At 67.7% G+C, this 16,809-nt stretch carries 13 protein-coding genes and 1 tRNA gene; 5 read left to right on the top strand and 9 right to left on the bottom strand.

Annotation, left to right across the window (positions count from 1 at the left end):
- Window positions 1–211 precede the first annotated feature (211 nt).
- From BST10_RS20025 to BST10_RS20015, 3 genes are all read right to left on the bottom strand, one after another.
- Window positions 212–2,269 carry an N-6 DNA methylase gene (locus BST10_RS20025; RefSeq protein ID WP_133054457.1) on the bottom strand — a complete coding sequence of 686 codons (2,058 nt, stop codon included), beginning with the start codon at window positions 2,267–2,269 and terminating at the stop codon, window positions 212–214.
- On the bottom strand, window positions 2,266–2,628 hold the full coding sequence (locus BST10_RS20020; protein WP_133054456.1) for an NYN domain-containing protein: 363 nt from the start codon (window positions 2,626–2,628) through the stop codon (window positions 2,266–2,268). Before BST10_RS20020 ends, BST10_RS20025 begins: the two co-directional genes overlap by 4 nt.
- A 264-nt stretch (window positions 2,629–2,892) precedes the next feature.
- Window positions 2,893–3,741, bottom strand: coding sequence for a hypothetical protein (locus tag BST10_RS20015; RefSeq protein ID WP_083040202.1), 849 nt, complete (start codon window positions 3,739–3,741; stop codon window positions 2,893–2,895).
- Between the two features lie 188 nt (window positions 3,742–3,929).
- Here BST10_RS20015 and BST10_RS20010 point away from each other — a divergent pair, with 188 nt between their 5' ends.
- Window positions 3,930–4,904, top strand: a complete 975-nt coding sequence (locus tag BST10_RS20010; RefSeq protein ID WP_133054455.1) for a hypothetical protein — start codon at window positions 3,930–3,932, stop codon at window positions 4,902–4,904.
- 80 nt (window positions 4,905–4,984) lie between these two features.
- Here BST10_RS20010 and BST10_RS20005 read toward each other — a convergent pair whose 3' ends face one another.
- A complete protein-coding gene (locus tag BST10_RS20005; RefSeq protein WP_083040198.1) occupies window positions 4,985–5,212 on the bottom strand; it encodes a hypothetical protein in 228 nt (75 codons plus the stop codon).
- A 94-nt stretch (window positions 5,213–5,306) separates the two neighbouring features.
- Between BST10_RS20005 and BST10_RS22740 the strand changes: the two genes are divergently transcribed.
- Window positions 5,307–5,903 carry a helix-turn-helix transcriptional regulator gene (locus tag BST10_RS22740; RefSeq protein WP_109559595.1) on the top strand — a complete coding sequence of 199 codons (597 nt, stop codon included), beginning with the start codon at window positions 5,307–5,309 and terminating at the stop codon, window positions 5,901–5,903.
- The gene (locus BST10_RS20000) at window positions 5,896–7,116 is read left to right on the top strand and encodes a tyrosine-type recombinase/integrase (RefSeq protein ID WP_133054454.1); all 1,221 of its coding nucleotides are present in this window, start codon (window positions 5,896–5,898) and stop codon (window positions 7,114–7,116) included. Before BST10_RS22740 ends, BST10_RS20000 begins: the two co-directional genes overlap by 8 nt.
- Before the next feature lie 23 nt (window positions 7,117–7,139).
- Here the strand turns inward: BST10_RS20000 and BST10_RS19995 are convergent.
- Window positions 7,140–7,215, bottom strand: a tRNA-Thr gene (locus BST10_RS19995).
- A gap of 31 nt (window positions 7,216–7,246) precedes the next feature.
- Window positions 7,247–8,473 carry a DNA polymerase III subunit delta' gene (locus tag BST10_RS19990; RefSeq protein WP_205277489.1) on the bottom strand — a complete coding sequence of 409 codons (1,227 nt, stop codon included), beginning with the start codon at window positions 8,471–8,473 and terminating at the stop codon, window positions 7,247–7,249.
- 1 nt (window position 8,474) lies between these two features.
- Between BST10_RS19990 and BST10_RS19985 the strand changes: the two genes are divergently transcribed.
- The gene (locus BST10_RS19985) at window positions 8,475–10,163 is read left to right on the top strand and encodes an adenylate/guanylate cyclase domain-containing protein (RefSeq protein ID WP_205277490.1); all 1,689 of its coding nucleotides are present in this window, start codon (window positions 8,475–8,477) and stop codon (window positions 10,161–10,163) included.
- Window position 10,164: 1 nt separating this feature from the next.
- Here the strand turns inward: BST10_RS19985 and topA are convergent, their stop codons facing one another.
- The 3 genes from topA to BST10_RS19970 form a co-directional block, all read right to left on the bottom strand.
- Entirely contained in the window at window positions 10,165–12,951 is a 2,787-nt protein-coding gene (gene topA / locus BST10_RS19980; protein ID WP_083040190.1) for a type I DNA topoisomerase, read from the bottom strand.
- 115 nt (window positions 12,952–13,066) lie between these two features.
- Entirely contained in the window at window positions 13,067–13,678 is a 612-nt protein-coding gene (locus tag BST10_RS19975; RefSeq protein ID WP_083040218.1) for a hypothetical protein, read from the bottom strand.
- Between the two features lie 138 nt (window positions 13,679–13,816).
- The gene (locus BST10_RS19970; protein ID WP_005138711.1) at window positions 13,817–14,020 is read right to left on the bottom strand and encodes a cold-shock protein; all 204 of its coding nucleotides are present in this window, start codon (window positions 14,018–14,020) and stop codon (window positions 13,817–13,819) included.
- 311 nt (window positions 14,021–14,331) lie between these two features.
- Between BST10_RS19970 and BST10_RS19965 the strand changes: the two genes are divergently transcribed.
- Window positions 14,332–16,686, top strand: coding sequence for a DEAD/DEAH box helicase (locus BST10_RS19965; protein WP_083040188.1), 2,355 nt, complete (start codon window positions 14,332–14,334; stop codon window positions 16,684–16,686).
- Window positions 16,687–16,809: the final 123 nt, after the last annotated feature.

Below are 16,809 nucleotides of genomic sequence, written 5' to 3'. Positions count from 1 at the left end.
CTAGGGGGATTGTTGGGCCCAGCGGTCGCATTTGTGCAGCGCCTTAGCCCGACAATCGAGCCGTCAGTTGCCGACGCCACCATGTAATGACCGTACCCAGGCGGTGTGACACTGACCGTTGTTTGCAGACCGCTACCCAGCGGTCGCAGCCTCGGGTGATCCGGGGCGATCCGCCGCGTGCGCCCGCCGAGCGCACCGATTCTAGAACCCGTCATTGATCGCCAGCTTCCGTGGCGATCGCGACTGAACCAGAACCTGCAGCATCGGCGAGTGCTTGCTGAAATGCTTCCGCGGCGGCGGCAACATTCCGCGCCGCGGTCATGACCTGTTGTGCGGTTTGTGCGTAGTGGGCTAGTTGCCGCTGGCGGTCGATCGAAATCAACGGAAAGGACAGATCGAGCCCGCGTAGGCCAGGGAGGTTTGAGCCGGTGATGTGCATGGCGTTGTGGCCGGCAGCCAGGGTCAAGGCAAGGTAGACAGGATCTAGCTCCTCCGGATTGCAACGCAAGGCGGTGATGGAGCCCGACGGAGCAAGGCCGGACACCGTGCACACTGTTGCGCGGATCTGGCGATCCGGTGTCACCCACACGAGTACGTCACCGTGTCGAACAAATTGGAGATGCGTAAACGGATCTCTGCCGAACTTCGAGTCGACGTCGTATTCAACTGGTTCGCCACGCCACATCGCTTCGACGTCGGCCACCCGAAGTATCGGACGTTCAATCCGGTTATCGGATGCGTCCCGGCCTCCTTGGGGGGGAATGCCACGGCGAACGATGTCGAGCAGGCCATCGCCGCGGGCCGCGCGAATCGTTATCAGGGCCTGTTGGTCGGGTACCAGCAGGCAAGGTGGCGTATCGGCGGCGATCAGGGTGTGGCGAGCGCCGTCTAGCGCGGCGGCGGCTTGCTCGACCGCATCAATGAGTTCGGGTGCTGATGTGGGCGATGCGGCACGTGCGCACCAAAACAGAGGATCCAGCGTGACCGTCTGACCGAGTAGCTTGATCGGGCTTATCGGCACGAACCGGGGATCGCCTTCTGGGAGACGTTCTGACGATTCGAGCGGACCGTCATCGATCCAGTCGCACAACGCACTTGCCAAGAGTGCGTAGTCCTTGACGTCTGTGGCGTCGCCCGCGGAGTAATCCACGAACAAGATGTCGGCGCCGGATGCCTGACGTTTTGACAGGATCCACAAATCGCACAAGGTCTTACTGTCGGGGTTCGCGTTCGGTGGCAAAGTAACGATCGCTGCGAGCGCTCCTAGCTGAATTAGTCCCCGTCGCATCCGATCAGCGCGGTCGGAGGTGGCAAGGTTGTGCGGAAGGACAAGAAATGCTTCGCCGTCCGCTCCAAGAGCTTGAACAGCGAGTTGCGGCCAAGCAGCGTCGGCCGTACCGCGGACGGGGCCAAAGGGCAGGCGACGCAGGCGGTCGTTCTTGCTATCAATCCTGATCCCGAACGGTGGAATGCTCACGACGGCGTCGAATGTGCGACCGGCGAGCGCATCAACCTCGAGGATGTCGGAGTGCTCTACACCGGCATCCGCATAGCACTCTAAGCGGGCCTGTGCAATAAAGTGTTCCACAAGGCCGGGTGTCACACCGACATACTTCGACTGGGGGCGTTTCCTCGCGGTTGCGGTCAGCAGAGCCCCTGTACCGCAGGCGAAGTCAAGGACTGCCCTCGTTTCGTCGTGCACAAGCTCGGCCAACAGATTGTGTAAATTCCGCTCGGCTTCAGCGGTTTCAGGACCGCGTCGCCACCTGATCTGTTCGTCAAAGTCTCGGGAAGCAGCTTCGATGAGTTCCGCTTTATCGACACCGGCGAGTTCAGTCGCTAGGAAGTGCTGGATGGCGTCTGCTTGCGACCGGGTGGCGTAGACGGTGGTGTCGAGATCGGGGACGCTGATGGCTACGGGGTAACGCTCGTCTGAGCTCGCCCCGTATTCGGGGAGAAGCCCCGTGATGGCCGCAATGAAAATGACCAAGGGCTCGTCCCCTGCCGCATAATCCACGTGGTTGACCATGTACCGCCAGGTGCGTACCAGCTCAGATGCGCGGTCGTCGCCTGCCGGCTCGAATCCTCTGCTTGTCAGCCATGCCTGCACGGTCGAGGCGTCGAACTGTGGGCGCCCGGGCGGTGAATCTGGTAGGGGTTTGGGGAACTCATCATGGCGCCGCTGCCAGTTGCTCACCGTGGACCGCTGGACGCCGGCCAACTCGGCGATGTCGCTGACTGTCATTCGGGTGCTAGGCGTCGCCATCATGCACTCCACGATGTGTTGACGCCGGGAGTGAAGGCGATCTCGCGGGCGGCAGAAGCGGCAAGTCTCAGAGCGGCAGACAGACGGCCCTTTGGTGCGATCACACCCAGAGGCAGGCCGCGGCCGGTCAACGCCGCCACCGAATGTGCAAACCCGCCGTCACCCGTCACGAGTATCGCAGCACCGAACCGCCCCTCGAGGTTCTCGGTCGTCATAACCTCCTGCAAGACAAGGTCGGCACCATCTGCGCCCGACCGAACCCGAAGCCCGGCATCAGGCCAGCCGTACCCCGCTGCCAACAGATTGTGGTGGCTGACGCCCACGATCACATGGTCGTCGGGTGCCACGACACCGGTGCCCATGTAGACAGCACGGACACGCCGAGCAGCTAGCTCCGTTACGTGGCCGCTCCCGACCACGTTTTCGAGGTCGACAAGGTGAACCGTTCGAGCCTTAAGCCCCTTAGTACGCATTTGAGCCACTTCCAGTTGTCATCCGAATTCCTTGCCAAATCATGATGTCGATCATCACAGCCTGAAAACTAGTTGTCAAGCAATCACTAACGAAAACTTGAGGACGGACGCCGGGCGAAGACGCCGTGCCGATCACTAGATCCGCCTCAGGCCTCAACGAGGGGCGCTCCCGGGTGCGCGGCCGTATCGACCGTTAAGCAGCGCAGACACGGTCGCCTGTCGCCACAGGCAGCCCTGTGGGGTGCGGTGTCCCGTGGGATTGAGGCACTGCGCGGCAGCGGCCTGGGTGAGCCCGCAGTTGCGGGTCAGCCACATGGCGTAGCGCCTCAGCACCGGTTCGCGTTGCGCCCACGGCGCGTGCGGCGCTGGGAGAGTAGGTAGCGGACTGACCTCGATTTCCATTCCGGTTTCCGTGGCCACCACTTTCACCGCTTCCTCGTTGGGCCAGACCGGCCGTCGGCGTGCTTCTTTCGCTGGCGCTTCGGAGTCGTCCTGGTTACCGCGCGGCGCGGCGGCGGCCAAGGCGTCTTCAATCGCACGCCCGAGGGTTTGCGCCCCGGCCACAGCGAGCGCTGCGCCGTCGAGGTTGTCGACGGCCCACACTTCGGCACGCAGGGCGAAGTCGATCTCCGACATGCCACCTCCGGTCGGGCACGGCGTCAGGTCGGCACCGGTGAGCAAGTTCAGGCCGTGACGCTGGAGCACGAGGCCGAGCCGGCGGAAGTGCTGCTCGAGTCCGAGGTCCTCGCACGGGTAAGGCATCCAGATGGGCAGCCTGATCGTGATCGCACTCCCGAGTGCAGACACAAGTGCATCGATTTCGGCCAGCTCGTGGCAGCCAGCTGCCTCTCCTGGCTCGAACGAGTAGACGGCGGCGATGTCCACATCGTGTTGTGCAGCAATGTCCTCGAGCATCTCGATCCGCTCCGCGGTCCGGTGGTCACCGAGCAGGACAACCCGGATCAGCTCAATTGGCGTTTGGTGTTGATCAGGCGCAGCCATCACTTCCCTCTCATCCGGACGAAGCGCGCGTAGAGCACGCCGATAACCGTTCTCGCTGACCGCAAGCCAATCCGGTACCCACAGCAGCGGTAAACTGGAGATTCCAGCAGGTCAGGCGAGGTGCGCCGGAATTCCGGCGGGCGGAACATCTGTCTGGCTGGCCGCCTCACGTGGTCAAGGAGGGTTACATGAAGACGCCGTCAACGGCCCGCCAACGGCTGGGAGAAGAGTTGGCGGCCATGCGGCAGGCCAAGGGCAAACCAACCCTGAAGTCGCTCGTAGCGCAGGCCAGTAAGAAGTACAAAGTCGAGCTGTCCGACTCGGCGCTGAGCGAATGGTTCCGTGGCCGGGCGGTCCCCCACGACTACAGACACTTCGCGGTGCTCGTTCAGCTGCTCACCAACCTCCCCCCGAATGAGCAGCTGAAGCGACTTCACCGCGACGCCTGGCAGGAAACCAGGAAGAGGCAGCACTCTCAGAACGCCCATCCAGTCGAAACCACGCCACAGTCACGCAGCGGTCCCTGGCTTCCCCGGCTCGTCGAGGTGCATTACGCCAACCTGGAACGCATTGCCGAACTCATGCTCAGCCGGACCGCGACAGGTGATCTCCCCGTGCTACCAGCCTCGAGCACCTACGGCGCGATTGGCGCGGTCGAGAAGCGCCAGGCGCTTCTTCGCGGCTTTTCCGCGCTGAACTTGCCATGTAAGCGCTTCACACGAGACTTTTCCCTCCGTTCGCTCGACACCGGCGACCTGTTCGTTTTCGACACCTGGTTTCGCACGCGCAATGGACCCGCGCCCCAGAACCCCGTGCCGTTGACCGGTGACTTGAACAAGGATCCGCATGTCTACATCCAGCGCCAACGGGTGCGGATCATCATGCCCCTGAATCCCCGCTGGGTTACGACCGGCACCGCGTATGGCGAGTTCGGCAGCGGAGGCGTGCAACTGGCGGGGGTATGCATCATCAAGGGGCGTGTACACCCCGAGGACGCGAAGCTCGTTCCCCCGACAAACAAGGTGCTGTATAGAGCGTCCCCGCTCGTGCTTGGTATCGCTGACCCCTTCGACCGCGACACCGACCTGCGTCATAGCGTCGTTTTCGACGTCATCGATGTCGATTCGGACTCGCTGATCACTGTCGGCCCTTGGGGTGGGTAGCAGCCAACTCGGCTGACGATCCCCGGATCGTAACCGCCGGAATGCAGACCTAATCATCGACGCCTGGGTCGCCCATAGAGTCAAGCGGCATCGGTCTCGGCGACGATACGGAGTAGTTTTCGCAAAGGTGGAGTGGGCACGATCACCCGCGCGCCCATCCGGATGAACGGCACCGGAAATGTGCCGTCGGCGACGCGGCGGCTGGCCGTGGAGTGGGATACGTCGAGCGCCACGGCCGCCACGGTCAGGTTGACCGCTGTCTTACTTCGGATCTGCTCGGCCGCTTGCGCCGGGGTCGGAATGTACATCGAGGGACCTTTCTGCAACAGATGCAAGTATTGCTATCTACTGAAAGAATGCCACAGGTACGCGTCGGATGCAAGTAGTGTTAACATCTGTGGTATGTTCGATGGTTTCGGCCGGGCGTTTGGGGCACAAGTCCGGGTGTTGCGCGAGGTAGCGGGCGCCACCCAGGACCAGCTGGCCCGCGCTATCTCTCGCACGGCCACCGGTGTGCGGTGGACGCGCGCCCGGCTCGGTCAGGTCGAATCCGGCGATGGCACACCGGATCTGGCGTCGATGTATGCCGTGGCGTTGGCCTTGCACCAGCTGTCCGGGCACCCGGTTCGGCTCGCCGACCTACTGCCGGAAGCATCGAAGGATCGCGGCATCAAGCTGCTGCGCTCCGCGCTGTCCGGGCAGCCGGTACAAGGCCCTCGCTCCGCCGCACCGCTCCCCGACCCACGGGACGAGCCCGGCTGGGGGCAAGTCGAGGACCGGGTCGCAGCCGAACTCGGGCCCGGGTCGGAGACACACATCGTCACGACCGCGCGAAATCTGTACGGGCGCATGGGCAGTGAAGAACGCGATGCCCGTGCCGGTGCCGGAGCGACGCCGCAAAAGCGCGGCCGGGAGGCCCGCCACGTCATCGCCGAACTGCTCGCCGCGACGCAGCATGAAATGGTCGAGTCCGCCACGCAGGGGGATGGCGATGGGTAGGCCGCGGCTGGAGATCGGGACGTTCGGCGACATCAACACGCAACTGCTGGCCAACGGACGGTGGAAAGCCCGCGCCCGTTTTCGCGACCGCGACGGCGTGACCCGCGAGGTCAAGGCCGTGGCCGCCACCGAAGCGAAGGCCAAGGCCAAGCTGCGCGGCGCGTTGAAGGACCGTCGCCGCGGCCCCGCCGGCACCGACGACGAACTGACCCCGGAATCCACCGTCGCGGATCTGCTCACCCACTGGATCGCCACCTGCCGGGCCGACACCGCCCTGGCCCGCACCAACGGCGCCAGGCCGCGCAAAACCGAGGACACGCTGGACGGCTACGAGCGCGTGATCGACAAGATTCTGATCCCCGCGCTGCGGGCCGTCCGACTGCGCGAACTGACCACGCAGCGCGTCGACCGGTACCTGCGTTCCTGCACGCCCGTCAGCGCCGCCCGCGACGCCCGCACCGTGCTGTCCCAGGCGTGCAAGATGGCCGTCGCCTACGGAGCGCTGGACTACTCCCCCGTCGCCGCCGCCTACACCCCGCCGCGATCGGCGCCCAAGCCGCGCGCCCTCACCCCCGACGACGCCGTGGAGATGCGGCGCAGGATCGTGAAGTGGCAGGGCGGTGGATCGAAGCTGGGACCGGCCCGCGGCTATGACCGGCTGCGCATCTTCGACGTGCTGCTGGCCACCGGCGCCCGCATCGGCGAAGTGCTCGCACTGACCTGGGAGGACATCCACGGTCTCGATGGTGACGGTCCCGTCACTGTGTACATCGGCCACCGGCTCGACAAGAAGTCCCACCGGGTGGACGGACGAAAGGCCGGCGGCGACTCGTACACCGTCACCATCCCGGAATTCGGAGCGGCGGCACTCCGCGAGCAACGGGCCCTGGGAATCCCCTTCACTCCAGTGTTCCCGACCCGCCGCGGCACCCACCAGTCGGAGGCCAACGTCCGCACCCACTGGCGGGCGATCCGCGGCGAAGACTTCAAGTGGGTTGTCCCGCACTCAATCCGCAAGTCCGTCGTCACCGCGGTGGAACGGTCGATGGGGCTGGAAGCCGCAGCCCGGCAGGCCGGACACAGCAGCAGCGAGATCACCCGGCGCCACTACGTGGAGCGGTCCGTGACGGTGCCCGACTACACCGCCGCCCTGGACGAGTATTCGCGCCCTATCCGCGCCCTACAGGCCGCTAAAGAGCAACAGGCGGGGTGATTACCCCGCCTGACCTGCATGTTTGGAGCCGCCTAGGAGAATCGAACTCCTGACCTATTCATTACGAGTGAATCGCTCTACCGACTGAGCTAAGGCGGCGTGCCCCGACCGAGACCGGGACCAGCCGAGTTTACAGGCCGGCCCGCAGCGCCTGACCGATGGTGGCGACCATGGCCCCGACGGCGAACCGGGGTTTGACATTGGTCCCCAGCGCGTCGCGGCATTCCAGCACCGCTTCGATGCAGCGCAACAGCGCATCCGCCGGCGCGTGGTCGGCCATCGCCGCGGCGGCATCGGCCATGTCGGGATGGTAGGGCCGCGCGGCGCCGGCCGACGCGGTGGCGACCAGCAGGGCGTCGCGGAAATAGCTGGCCAGGTCGATCAGGGCCCGGTCCAGCGCGTCGCGCGAGGCCCGCTTGTGACGGGAATTCTGCCGGCGCTCCAGGTCTTTGATCACCCCGGCGGTGCCCCGCAGTGTCCCGGCGGTGCCCTTGCCGGTGCCGCCGGCCCCCAGCGCGGTGCGCAGTTCCTCGGTCTCGGCCTCGGCCCGATCGGCGGTCAGGTCACGGGCCTCGGACTCGGCCGCGGCCACCAGTTCGTCGACCGCGCTGAACGCCCGGGACGGGGTGGCCGAGTCGCGGGCCAGCGCCAGCGCTCGCTGCCGCCGCTGACGGGCCTCCGCGTCGGTGGCCAGCCGCCGGGCCCGGCCGACGTGGCCGCCGCTGACCGCCGCCGCCCAGGCGGCCGTCTCGTCGTCGAGCCCGTCGGTGTCGATCAGCACCTGGGCGATCGCCGCAGGCGGCGGCGTCACCAGCGCCACATGCCGGCACCGGGACCGCAAAGTGATCGCGATGTCCTCCGGGTCGACCGACGGGGCGCACAGCAGGAACACCGTCGACGGCGGCGGCTCCTCGACGACCTTGAGCAGCGCGTTCGCCGCGCCCTCGGTGAGCCGGTCGGCGTCCTCGATCACCACGATCTGCCACCGGCCGGTTCCGGGACGCCGGGACGCGACCTGCACGATGGCCCGCATCTCGTCGACGCCGATGGACAACCCCTCGGGCACCACTCGTCGGACATCGGCATGGGTGCCGGCCATCGTGGTGGTGCAGGCCCGGCAGTTCCCGCAACCGGGACCGCCGTCGGCGTCGTCGGCGGTGCACTGCAGCGCCGCCGCGAAGCACACCGCCGCGATCGAGCGGCCCGATCCCGGCGGCCCGGTGATCAGCCAGGCGTGTGACATACCTCCGGCGGTACGCGCGCTGTGAGCAGCGTCATAGCGCGACGCGCGGGCTGCCGCCAGCAACTCGGCCTCCACCGGCTGTTGGCCCACCAAACGTGCGAAAACCCCGGACATCATCGGTCACAGTAGCGGTCGGGCAAGACATTGGGACTCTGGCTTTGCCCATCCCGCCGGATACGGTGTCCTGGTGAGTACCACGAGCTTGGGCGGGCGGATCAGCCGATTCGTCCGCTGGGTGGTGCGCACGCCGTGGCCGGTGTTCACGCTGAGCATGTTGCAGGCCGACATCATCGGCTCGCTGTTCGTGTTCGGCTTCCTGCGGTTCGGTCTGCCGATCGAGGACCGGATCAACCTGCAGGATCTGCCGCGCGTCAACCTGGTGGTCTTCGCCGTCACCTTGTGGTGCCTGTTCGTCCTCGGCTTCACGATCAGCACCTCGTTGCTGATGCCGGTGTTCCGCTGGCAACGCCGCGAGGCGATGCTGGCCGAGCCCGACACCGAGGCCGACCCCGCCGACACCGAACTGGCCCGGTCCCGGGCGCTGCGGATGCCGTTCTACCGCTCGCTGATCAGCATCAGCTACTGGACGGTGGGCGGGGTGGTGTTCATCGCCGCCAGCTGGCCGGTGACCCACGATGTGCTGCCGGTGGTGGTCACCGCCACCGCGCTGGGGGCTGCCGCCACCGCGATCATCGGCTACCTGCAGTCCGAGCGGGTGCTGCGGCCGGTAGCGGTCGCCGCGCTGCGCGGTGGGGTGCCGGAGAACCTGCGGGCGCCCGGGGTGCTGCTGCGTCAGCTGCTGACCTGGCTGCTGTCGACCGGCGTGCCGCTGCTGGCGATCGTGCTGTCGGTGGTGGCCGCCAAGACGTCGTTGCTCGACGCCTCGGCCGACAAACTGTTCACCCCGATCCTGTTCATGGCGCTGGCCGCACTGCTCATCGGGCTGGCCGGCACCGCGCTGGTGTCGATGTCGATCGCCGATCCGCTGCGCCAGCTGCGCTGGGCGCTCGGGGAAGTGCAGCGCGGTAACTACAACGCCCACATGCAGATCTACGACGCCAGCGAGCTCGGGCTGCTGCAGGCCGGCTTCAACGACATGGTGCGCGATCTGGCTGAGCGGCAACGGCTGCGGGACCTGTTCGGGCGCTACGTCGGCGAGGACGTGGCGCGCCGCGCCCTGGAACGCGGCACCGAACTGGGCGGCCAGGAGCGCGACGTCGCGGTGCTCTTCGTCGACCTGGTGGGATCCACCGAGCTCGCATCGACCCGGCCGCCCAGTGAAGTCGTCAACCTACTCAACGAGTTCTTCCGGGTGGTGGTCGAGGCCGTCGGACGGCACGGTGGTTTCGTCAACAAGTTCCAGGGTGACGCGGCGCTGGCGATCTTCGGCGCCCCGATCGAGCACCCCGATGCCTGCAGCGCCGCGTTGGCGGCGGCCCGCGAACTGCACGACGGGCTGCTGCCGGTGCTGGGTTCGGAGGAGTTCGGCATCGGCGTCTCCGCCGGGCGGGCCATCGCCGGCCACATCGGCGCCCGCGCCCGCTTCGAGTACACCGTGATCGGCGACCCGGTCAACGAGGCCGCCCGGCTGACCGAGCTGGCCAAGCTGGAGGAGGGCCACGTGCTGGCTTCGGCAGTAGCGGTCAGCGGCGCGGTCGACTCGGAGGCGTTGTGCTGGGAGGTCGGCGAGATCGTCGAGTTGCGCGGGCGCGCCGGCTCCACTCAGTTAGCGCGGCCGTTGAAGATTGCGGGCACCGATGCGGTCTCGTCCGAGAACGCCGGGACCCCGGCCGCGGCGGACTGACTCAGCGCTTGGTGGCTTTCTTGGCCGGTGCCTTGCGGGTGGTCTTCTTGGCAGCCTTTTTTTTCACCGGCCCCTTGGCCCGCCGATCGGCGAGCAGTTCCGCGGCCCGCTCGTCGGTGATCGACGCCACCTCGTCGCCCTTGCGCAGGCTGGCGTTGGTCTCGCCGTCGGTGACGTACGGCCCGAACCGGCCGTCCTTGATCACCATCGGCTTGCCGGTCGCCGGGTCGGCGCCCAGTTCACGCAGCGGCGGCGCGGCAGCCGCTTGGCGGCCACGGCGTTTCGGCTCGGCGTAGATCTTGAGCGCCTCTTCGAGGGTGATCTCGAAGATCTGCTCCTCGCTGGCCAGTGACCGAGAGTCGGTGCCGCGCTTCAGATACGGGCCGTAGCGGCCGTTCTGGGCGGTGATCTCGTCGCCGGAGCCGGGGTCGACGCCGACCACCCGCGGCAACGACAGCAGCTTGAGTGCGTCCTCGAGGGTCACCGTCTGCAGATCCATGCTGCGCAGCAATGATCCGGTGCGCGGCTTGGGCCCGGTCGGCTTCTTGCCCTTCTTGGCGGTGGTGCCCGACTCGTCGTCCGGCGGCGGCAGGATCTCGGTGACGTAGGGGCCGTAGCGGCCGTCCTTGGCGACGATCTCGTGCCCGGTCTCCGGGTCGATGCCCAGCGGCCGGCCCTCCTGCGGGGTGGCGAAGCGTTCCTCGGCCAGCGCCAGGGTCAGTTCATCGGGCGGCAGCGAATCGTCGAGATTGGCGCGCTGCGGCGTCGGCTCGCCGTCGTCGCCGGCGACCATGCGCTCCAGGTACGGGCCGTTCTTGCCGACCCGGACATACACCGGCCGGCCCTGCTCGTCGTCGAACAACTTGATCGAGTTGATCTCGCGGGCGTCGATGCCCTCCAGGTTGACCCCGACCAGCTTCTTGAGGCCCCCGGCCCGGGCTATCGAACCCTCCACGCCGTAGTCGCCGCCGAAGTAGAAGTTGTGCAGCCAGTCGGTGCGGCGCTGCCGCCCGGCGGCGATGCCGTCGAGTTCGTCCTCCATCGCCGCGGTGAAGTCGTAGTCGACCAGCCGGCCGAAGTGCTGTTCGAGCAGACCGATGACGGCGAACGCCACCCAGGTCGGGACCAGCGCGCTGCCCTTCTTGTAGACGTAGCCGCGGTCCTGGATGGTCTTGATGATCGACGAGTAGGTCGAGGGCCGTCCGATGCCCAACTCCTCGAGCGACTTGACCAGCGAGGCCTCGGTGTAACGGGCCGGCGGGTTGGTGGAGTGCCCGTCCGGGGTGGCCTCGGCGGCATCCACCCGCTGGCCCTGGGTCAGCTGCGGCAGCCGGCGCTCGGCGTCGTCGGCTTCACCGCCGGCCAACTCGTCGACGGTCTCGACGTAGGCCTTGAGGAACCCGGCGAAGGTGATGGTGCGCCCGCTGGCGGCGAAGGTGACCTGCTGCGAACCCGAGCGGCCACCGATACGCAGGCTCAGCGTGGTGCCGCGGGCGTCGGCCATCTGCGAGGCCACCGTGCGCTGCCAGATCAACTCGTAGAGCCGGAACTCGTCGCTGCCCAGCTCGTTGCGCACCGCGTCGGGGGTGGCGAACGTCTCACCGGCCGGCCGGATCGCCTCGTGGGCCTCCTGGGCGTTCTTGACCTTGCGGGTGTACTGCCGCGGCGTCGGCGAGACGTATTCCTCGCCGTAGAGCTGACGCGCCTGGGTGCGCGCGGCATCGATGGCGCTGGCCGACAGCGTCGTCGAGTCGGTACGCATGTAGGTGATGTAGCCGTTCTCGTAGAGCCGCTGGGCGATGCTCATCGTCCGTTCGGCGGAGAACCGCAGCTTGCGGCCCGCTTCCTGCTGCAACGTCGAGGTCATGAACGGCGCGTAGGGCCGCCGGGTGTAGGGCTTCTCCTCCACCGAGGTCACCGACAGCGACGCGCCCGCCAGCCCGGCCGCCAGCGCGGTGGCCGCCGCCTCGTCGAGCACCCGCACCTCGTCGGGTTTGCGCAGCGTGCCCAGCGAGTCGAAGTCGCGTCCGCTGGCCACCCGCAGCTCGTCGACGGCGACCAGTCGGGCGGTGAAGGTGGGCGGGGCGGCGCCCGGGTCGGAGACGCTGGCGTCCAGCTGGGCCACCACGTCCCAGTAGGAGGCACTGCGGAACGCCATCCGCTCGCGTTCGCGCTGCACGATGATGCGGGTGGCCACCGACTGGACACGGCCCGCCGACAGCTTCGGTGCGACCTTCTTCCACAGCACGGGGCTGACCTCGTAGCCGTAGAGCCGGTCCAGGACGCGCCGGGTTTCTTGCGCGTCGACCAGGTCGATGTCCAGGTCGCGGGGGTTCTCGGCGGCGTTGCGGATCGCCGGTTCGGTGATCTCGTGGAACACCATCCGCTTGACCGGCACGCGCGGCTTGAGGGTCTCCAGCAGGTGCCAGGCGATCGCCTCGCCCTCCCGGTCACCATCGGTGGCCAGATAGAGCTCGTCGACGTCTTTGAGCAGGCCCTTGAGTTCGGTGACGGTGCTCTTCTTGTCGGGGCTGACGATGTAGAGCGGCTCGAACTCAGCATCGACGTTCACTCCGAGGCGCGCCCACGGCTCGGTCTTGTACTTCGCCGGCACGTCGCCGGCGTTGCGCGGCAGGTCCCGGATATGGCCTCGGGAGGACTCGACGACGTAGCCACTGCCCAGGTAACCGGCGATTTTCCGCGCCTTGGTGGGCGACTCGACTATGACGAGTCGCCGCACGGGTGTCTTATCGCCGTTGCAGGCGCTCACCGTCTTAGAGTCAGCCAACTGCGCTTACGCTCCACTTCTTGTCCGCACCTGCACGCCGCGCCGCCGGTGGACAACTGACAATCTCACACTCACAGCCGTGCCGACGCAAACCGACGTCCAGCACGGAATTCTCTCAAAGCTGGCCTCGATGGCCCGGGATCGGTGCCTCGACACGCGGCCATTGGGTCAACGCCTCGGGAACGGGCGGTGATTCCCCGACATTTTCCACCAGGCGTGCAAGCCTGCGGCGGCCGGTGATCCGCAACGCCGGGTGGCTGCCGCGGGTGCCGATCAAGGTGGGCGCTATCCCGACCCGCATCAGGGCCGAGGCCAGCGGCGCGAAGGTGTCGGGCGCGTGCGGATCCAGACCGAGCAGATACCGGTCGGCTTCTGCGGCGCCGGCCGCCAGCGTCCACGCCCGCAGTTCCCGCGGGCCCGGAACCCATTGCGGCGGCACGGTCTTCACCGCTCCTCGCGTCCAGGCCTGCGCCAGCGCGCGCAGCCGCGAATCCACTGCCGTCCGCACCAGCGGGGTGTCCTCCTCGGTGCGGGTGATCTCCGGCAGCAACCCGGCCTCGGTGATCAGCTCGGCCAGCGCCACCGCCCGCCACTGCGCATCGACCACGACCGACAGCCGCGCCTCGGCGCCCATGACGACGATCTGTCCCGGGCCGGCCAGCACCCCGGCGAGGTCGGCGACGCTGGGCGGCACCGACTCTGCCGAAAAAAAGGAAAGCTGGCTCACGTAACCGACAGTAAGCCGGTCCAGCATCCCCAGCGGCGTCCGGGTCGGCTCATCCTGCCCGACCCGCCCATTAACGAAACCCCCCGGCTTTGCTCCGTTGGTGGGAGCTGCCCGGGGGGTGTCGCCGAATCCCGTTGCTTAGACGGCGCGGACGCCGGTGGCCTGCGGGCCCTTGGGGCTCTGCCCGACCTCGAACTCCACTCGCTGATTCTCCTCGAGGGTGCGAAAGCCGGACCCTTGGATCTCCGTGTAGTGGACAAACACGTCCGCTGACCCGTCTTCAGGCGCGATAAAGCCGAAGCCCTTCTCCGCGTTGAACCACTTCACAGTTCCCTGTGGCATCTGTCGATCTTTCCTTACTCTTCTTGCCCGGTGCATAGCACCGTTGTTCGGGGCACCGCCTTTCGCTGCCCCGGGCCTGTTCCGGCCGCCGTACCCTGGCGGTCGGTCGATGCTGCCACCGACCCATCCCCCGCGGGCACTGCGGCCGCAACCACAGATCCTGCGAAGGCTTGACACGAACACAGAAGCTACGACCGCCCATCAGTCAACCACGTTCGTCGCGCCGAGGACAGACTGCGGTGCCCAAAATGCCGGTCGGAGGGTGAACAATACGGCGGCGGACTTTCTGTGCAGGACTGAGGACAGGATGAATGACGGTGAATTTCGGCGGTGAATTGCTGGCCGCCGCGCTCGCCGGCATCGAACCGGGCGAAGATCCGCTGCGCCACGTAGCCGACCTGCCGGCGTCGCCGGGGCAAGCGGGCGCCTGGCCGGACTGGGCCGGCGACGACGTCGTCGGCGCCTTCACCGGGCGCGGGATCGAGACGCCGTGGTCGCATCAGCTGGCCGCCGCCGAACTGGCACACACCGGGCGTCATGTGGTGATCGGCACCGGTACGGCGTCGGGAAAGTCGCTGGCCTATCAACTTCCGGTCATGGCGGCGCTGGCGGCCGACCCGCGTGCCCGGGCGCTGTACCTGTCGCCGACCAAGGCGCTGGGCCACGACCAGCTGCGCACCGCGCACACGCTGACCGCGGCGGTGCCGCGGTTGAGCGAGGCAGCCGCTGCCGTGGCGCCGATCGCCTACGACGGCGACAGCCCCGCCGAGCTGCGCCGGTTCGCCCGGGAACGGTCCCGCTGGGTGTTCTCCAACCCGGACATGATCCATCTGTCACTGCTGCGCAACCATGCCCGCTGGGCGGTGTTCCTGCGCGGGCTGCGCTTCGTGATCGTCGACGAATGCCACTACTACCGGGGCGTCTTCGGCTCACATGTGGCGATGGTGCTGCGGCGGCTGCTGCGGTTGTGCGCCCGCTACACAGCGCCCGGTGCGCCGGGGCCGACGGTGATCTTCGCCAGCGCCACCACGGCGGCACCGGGGGCCAGCGCGTCGGCTCTGATCGGGCAGCCCGTCGCCGAGGTCACCCAGGACGGCTCGCCGCACGGCGCCCGCACGGTGGCGCTGTGGGAACCCGCGCTGCGCGGCGACATGACCGGGGAGAACGGCGCGCCGGTGCGCCGTGCTGCGGGCACCGAGGCGGCCCGGGTGATGGCCGACCTGATCGCCGAGGGCGCGCGCACGCTGACCTTCGTCCGCTCGCGCCGCGGCGCCGAACTGACCGCGCTGGCCGCCCGCACCCGGCTGGAATCGGTCGCCCCGGCGCTGGCCGACAAGGTCGCCTCCTACCGGGCGGGTTATCTGGCCGAGGACCGCCGGGGGCTGGAACGTGCGCTGGCCGACGGCGAGCTGTACGGGCTGGCCACCACCAACGCGCTGGAGCTCGGGGTGGACATCGCCGGGCTGGACGCGGTGGTGATCGCCGGTTTTCCCGGCACCGTGACGTCGTTCTGGCAGCAGGCCGGCCGATCCGGCCGGCGCGGTCAGACCGCGTTGATCGTGCTGATCGCCCGCGACGACCCGCTGGACAGTTACCTGGTGCATCACCCCGCGGCGCTGCTCGACAAACCGATCGAACAGGTCGTGATCGACCCAGCCAACCCGTATGTGCTGGGGCCGCAGCTGCTGTGCGCGGCCACTGAGCTGCCGCTGACGGTGGCCGAGGTGGCGCAACTGGGCGCCGAGCGGGTCGCCGAGAACCTGGTCGACAACGGCCTGCTGCGCCGGCGCTCTGAGAAGTATTTCCCCGCGCCCGGGCTCGACCCGCATCATGAGGTCGACATCCGGGGCGCTGCCGGCGGGCAGGTGGTGATCGTGGAAGCCGACACCGGCCGGTTACTGGGCAACGTCGATGCCGGGCGGGCGCCGGCCACCGTGCACACCGGGGCGGTGTATCTGCATCAGGGCGAGAGTTACCTGGTCGATTCGCTGGACACCGAACGTCGGATCGCCTTCGTGCACGCCGAGGATCCCGGTTACGCGACGTTCGCCCGGGAGATCACCGACATAGCGGTGACCGGTGACGGCGAACGCGCGTGGTTCGGGCCGGTCAGCCTCGGACTGATGCCGGTCACGGTGACCCGCCAGATCGTCGGCTACCTGCGGCGGCTACCGACCGGAGAGGTGCTGGACTTCGTCGAGCTGGAGCTGCCACCGGCGACGCTGCCGACCACCGCGGTGGTCTACACCGTAACCGCCGAGGCGTTGGCCGACTGTGGCATCACCGAAGCGCGGATACCGGGGGCGTTGCACGCCGCCGAGCACGCGGCGATCGGGTTGCTACCGCTGGTCGCCAGCTGCGACCGCGGCGACATCGGCGGACTGTCCATGGCGCTGGGCCCGGGCTCACTGGGCGCGCTGCCCAGCGTGTTCGTCTACGACGGCTACCCGGGCGGCGCGGGGTTCGCCCAGCGGGGGTTCCGCTCGGCGGCCACCTGGCTGGCCGCCACCCTCGAGACGATCGAAGGCTGTGAATGCCCGCACGGCTGCCCGTCATGCGTGCAGTCGCCCAAGTGTGGCAACGGCAACGACCCGTTGGACAAGGATGGTGCGGTGCGGGTGCTGCGATTGGTGCTCGACAGGCTCAACGGCACGGGCCGGCACTAGGAGGCCGCTGAATAATCGGCGCGCCTCGGTGGTGGTCTGTTCTGAGCTGGGAGAATGGCCTGGTGCAGGGTGTGGAGGGGCCGGATCGGGAATTGCTGGACGCGGAGGCTCTGGTTGGGCACT

This window comes from Mycolicibacter algericus DSM 45454, from assembly GCF_002086455.1.
GTDB classification, from domain to species: domain Bacteria; phylum Actinomycetota; class Actinomycetes; order Mycobacteriales; family Mycobacteriaceae; genus Mycobacterium; species Mycobacterium algericum.
This window is presented reverse-complemented; position numbering and strand designations above follow the sequence as displayed.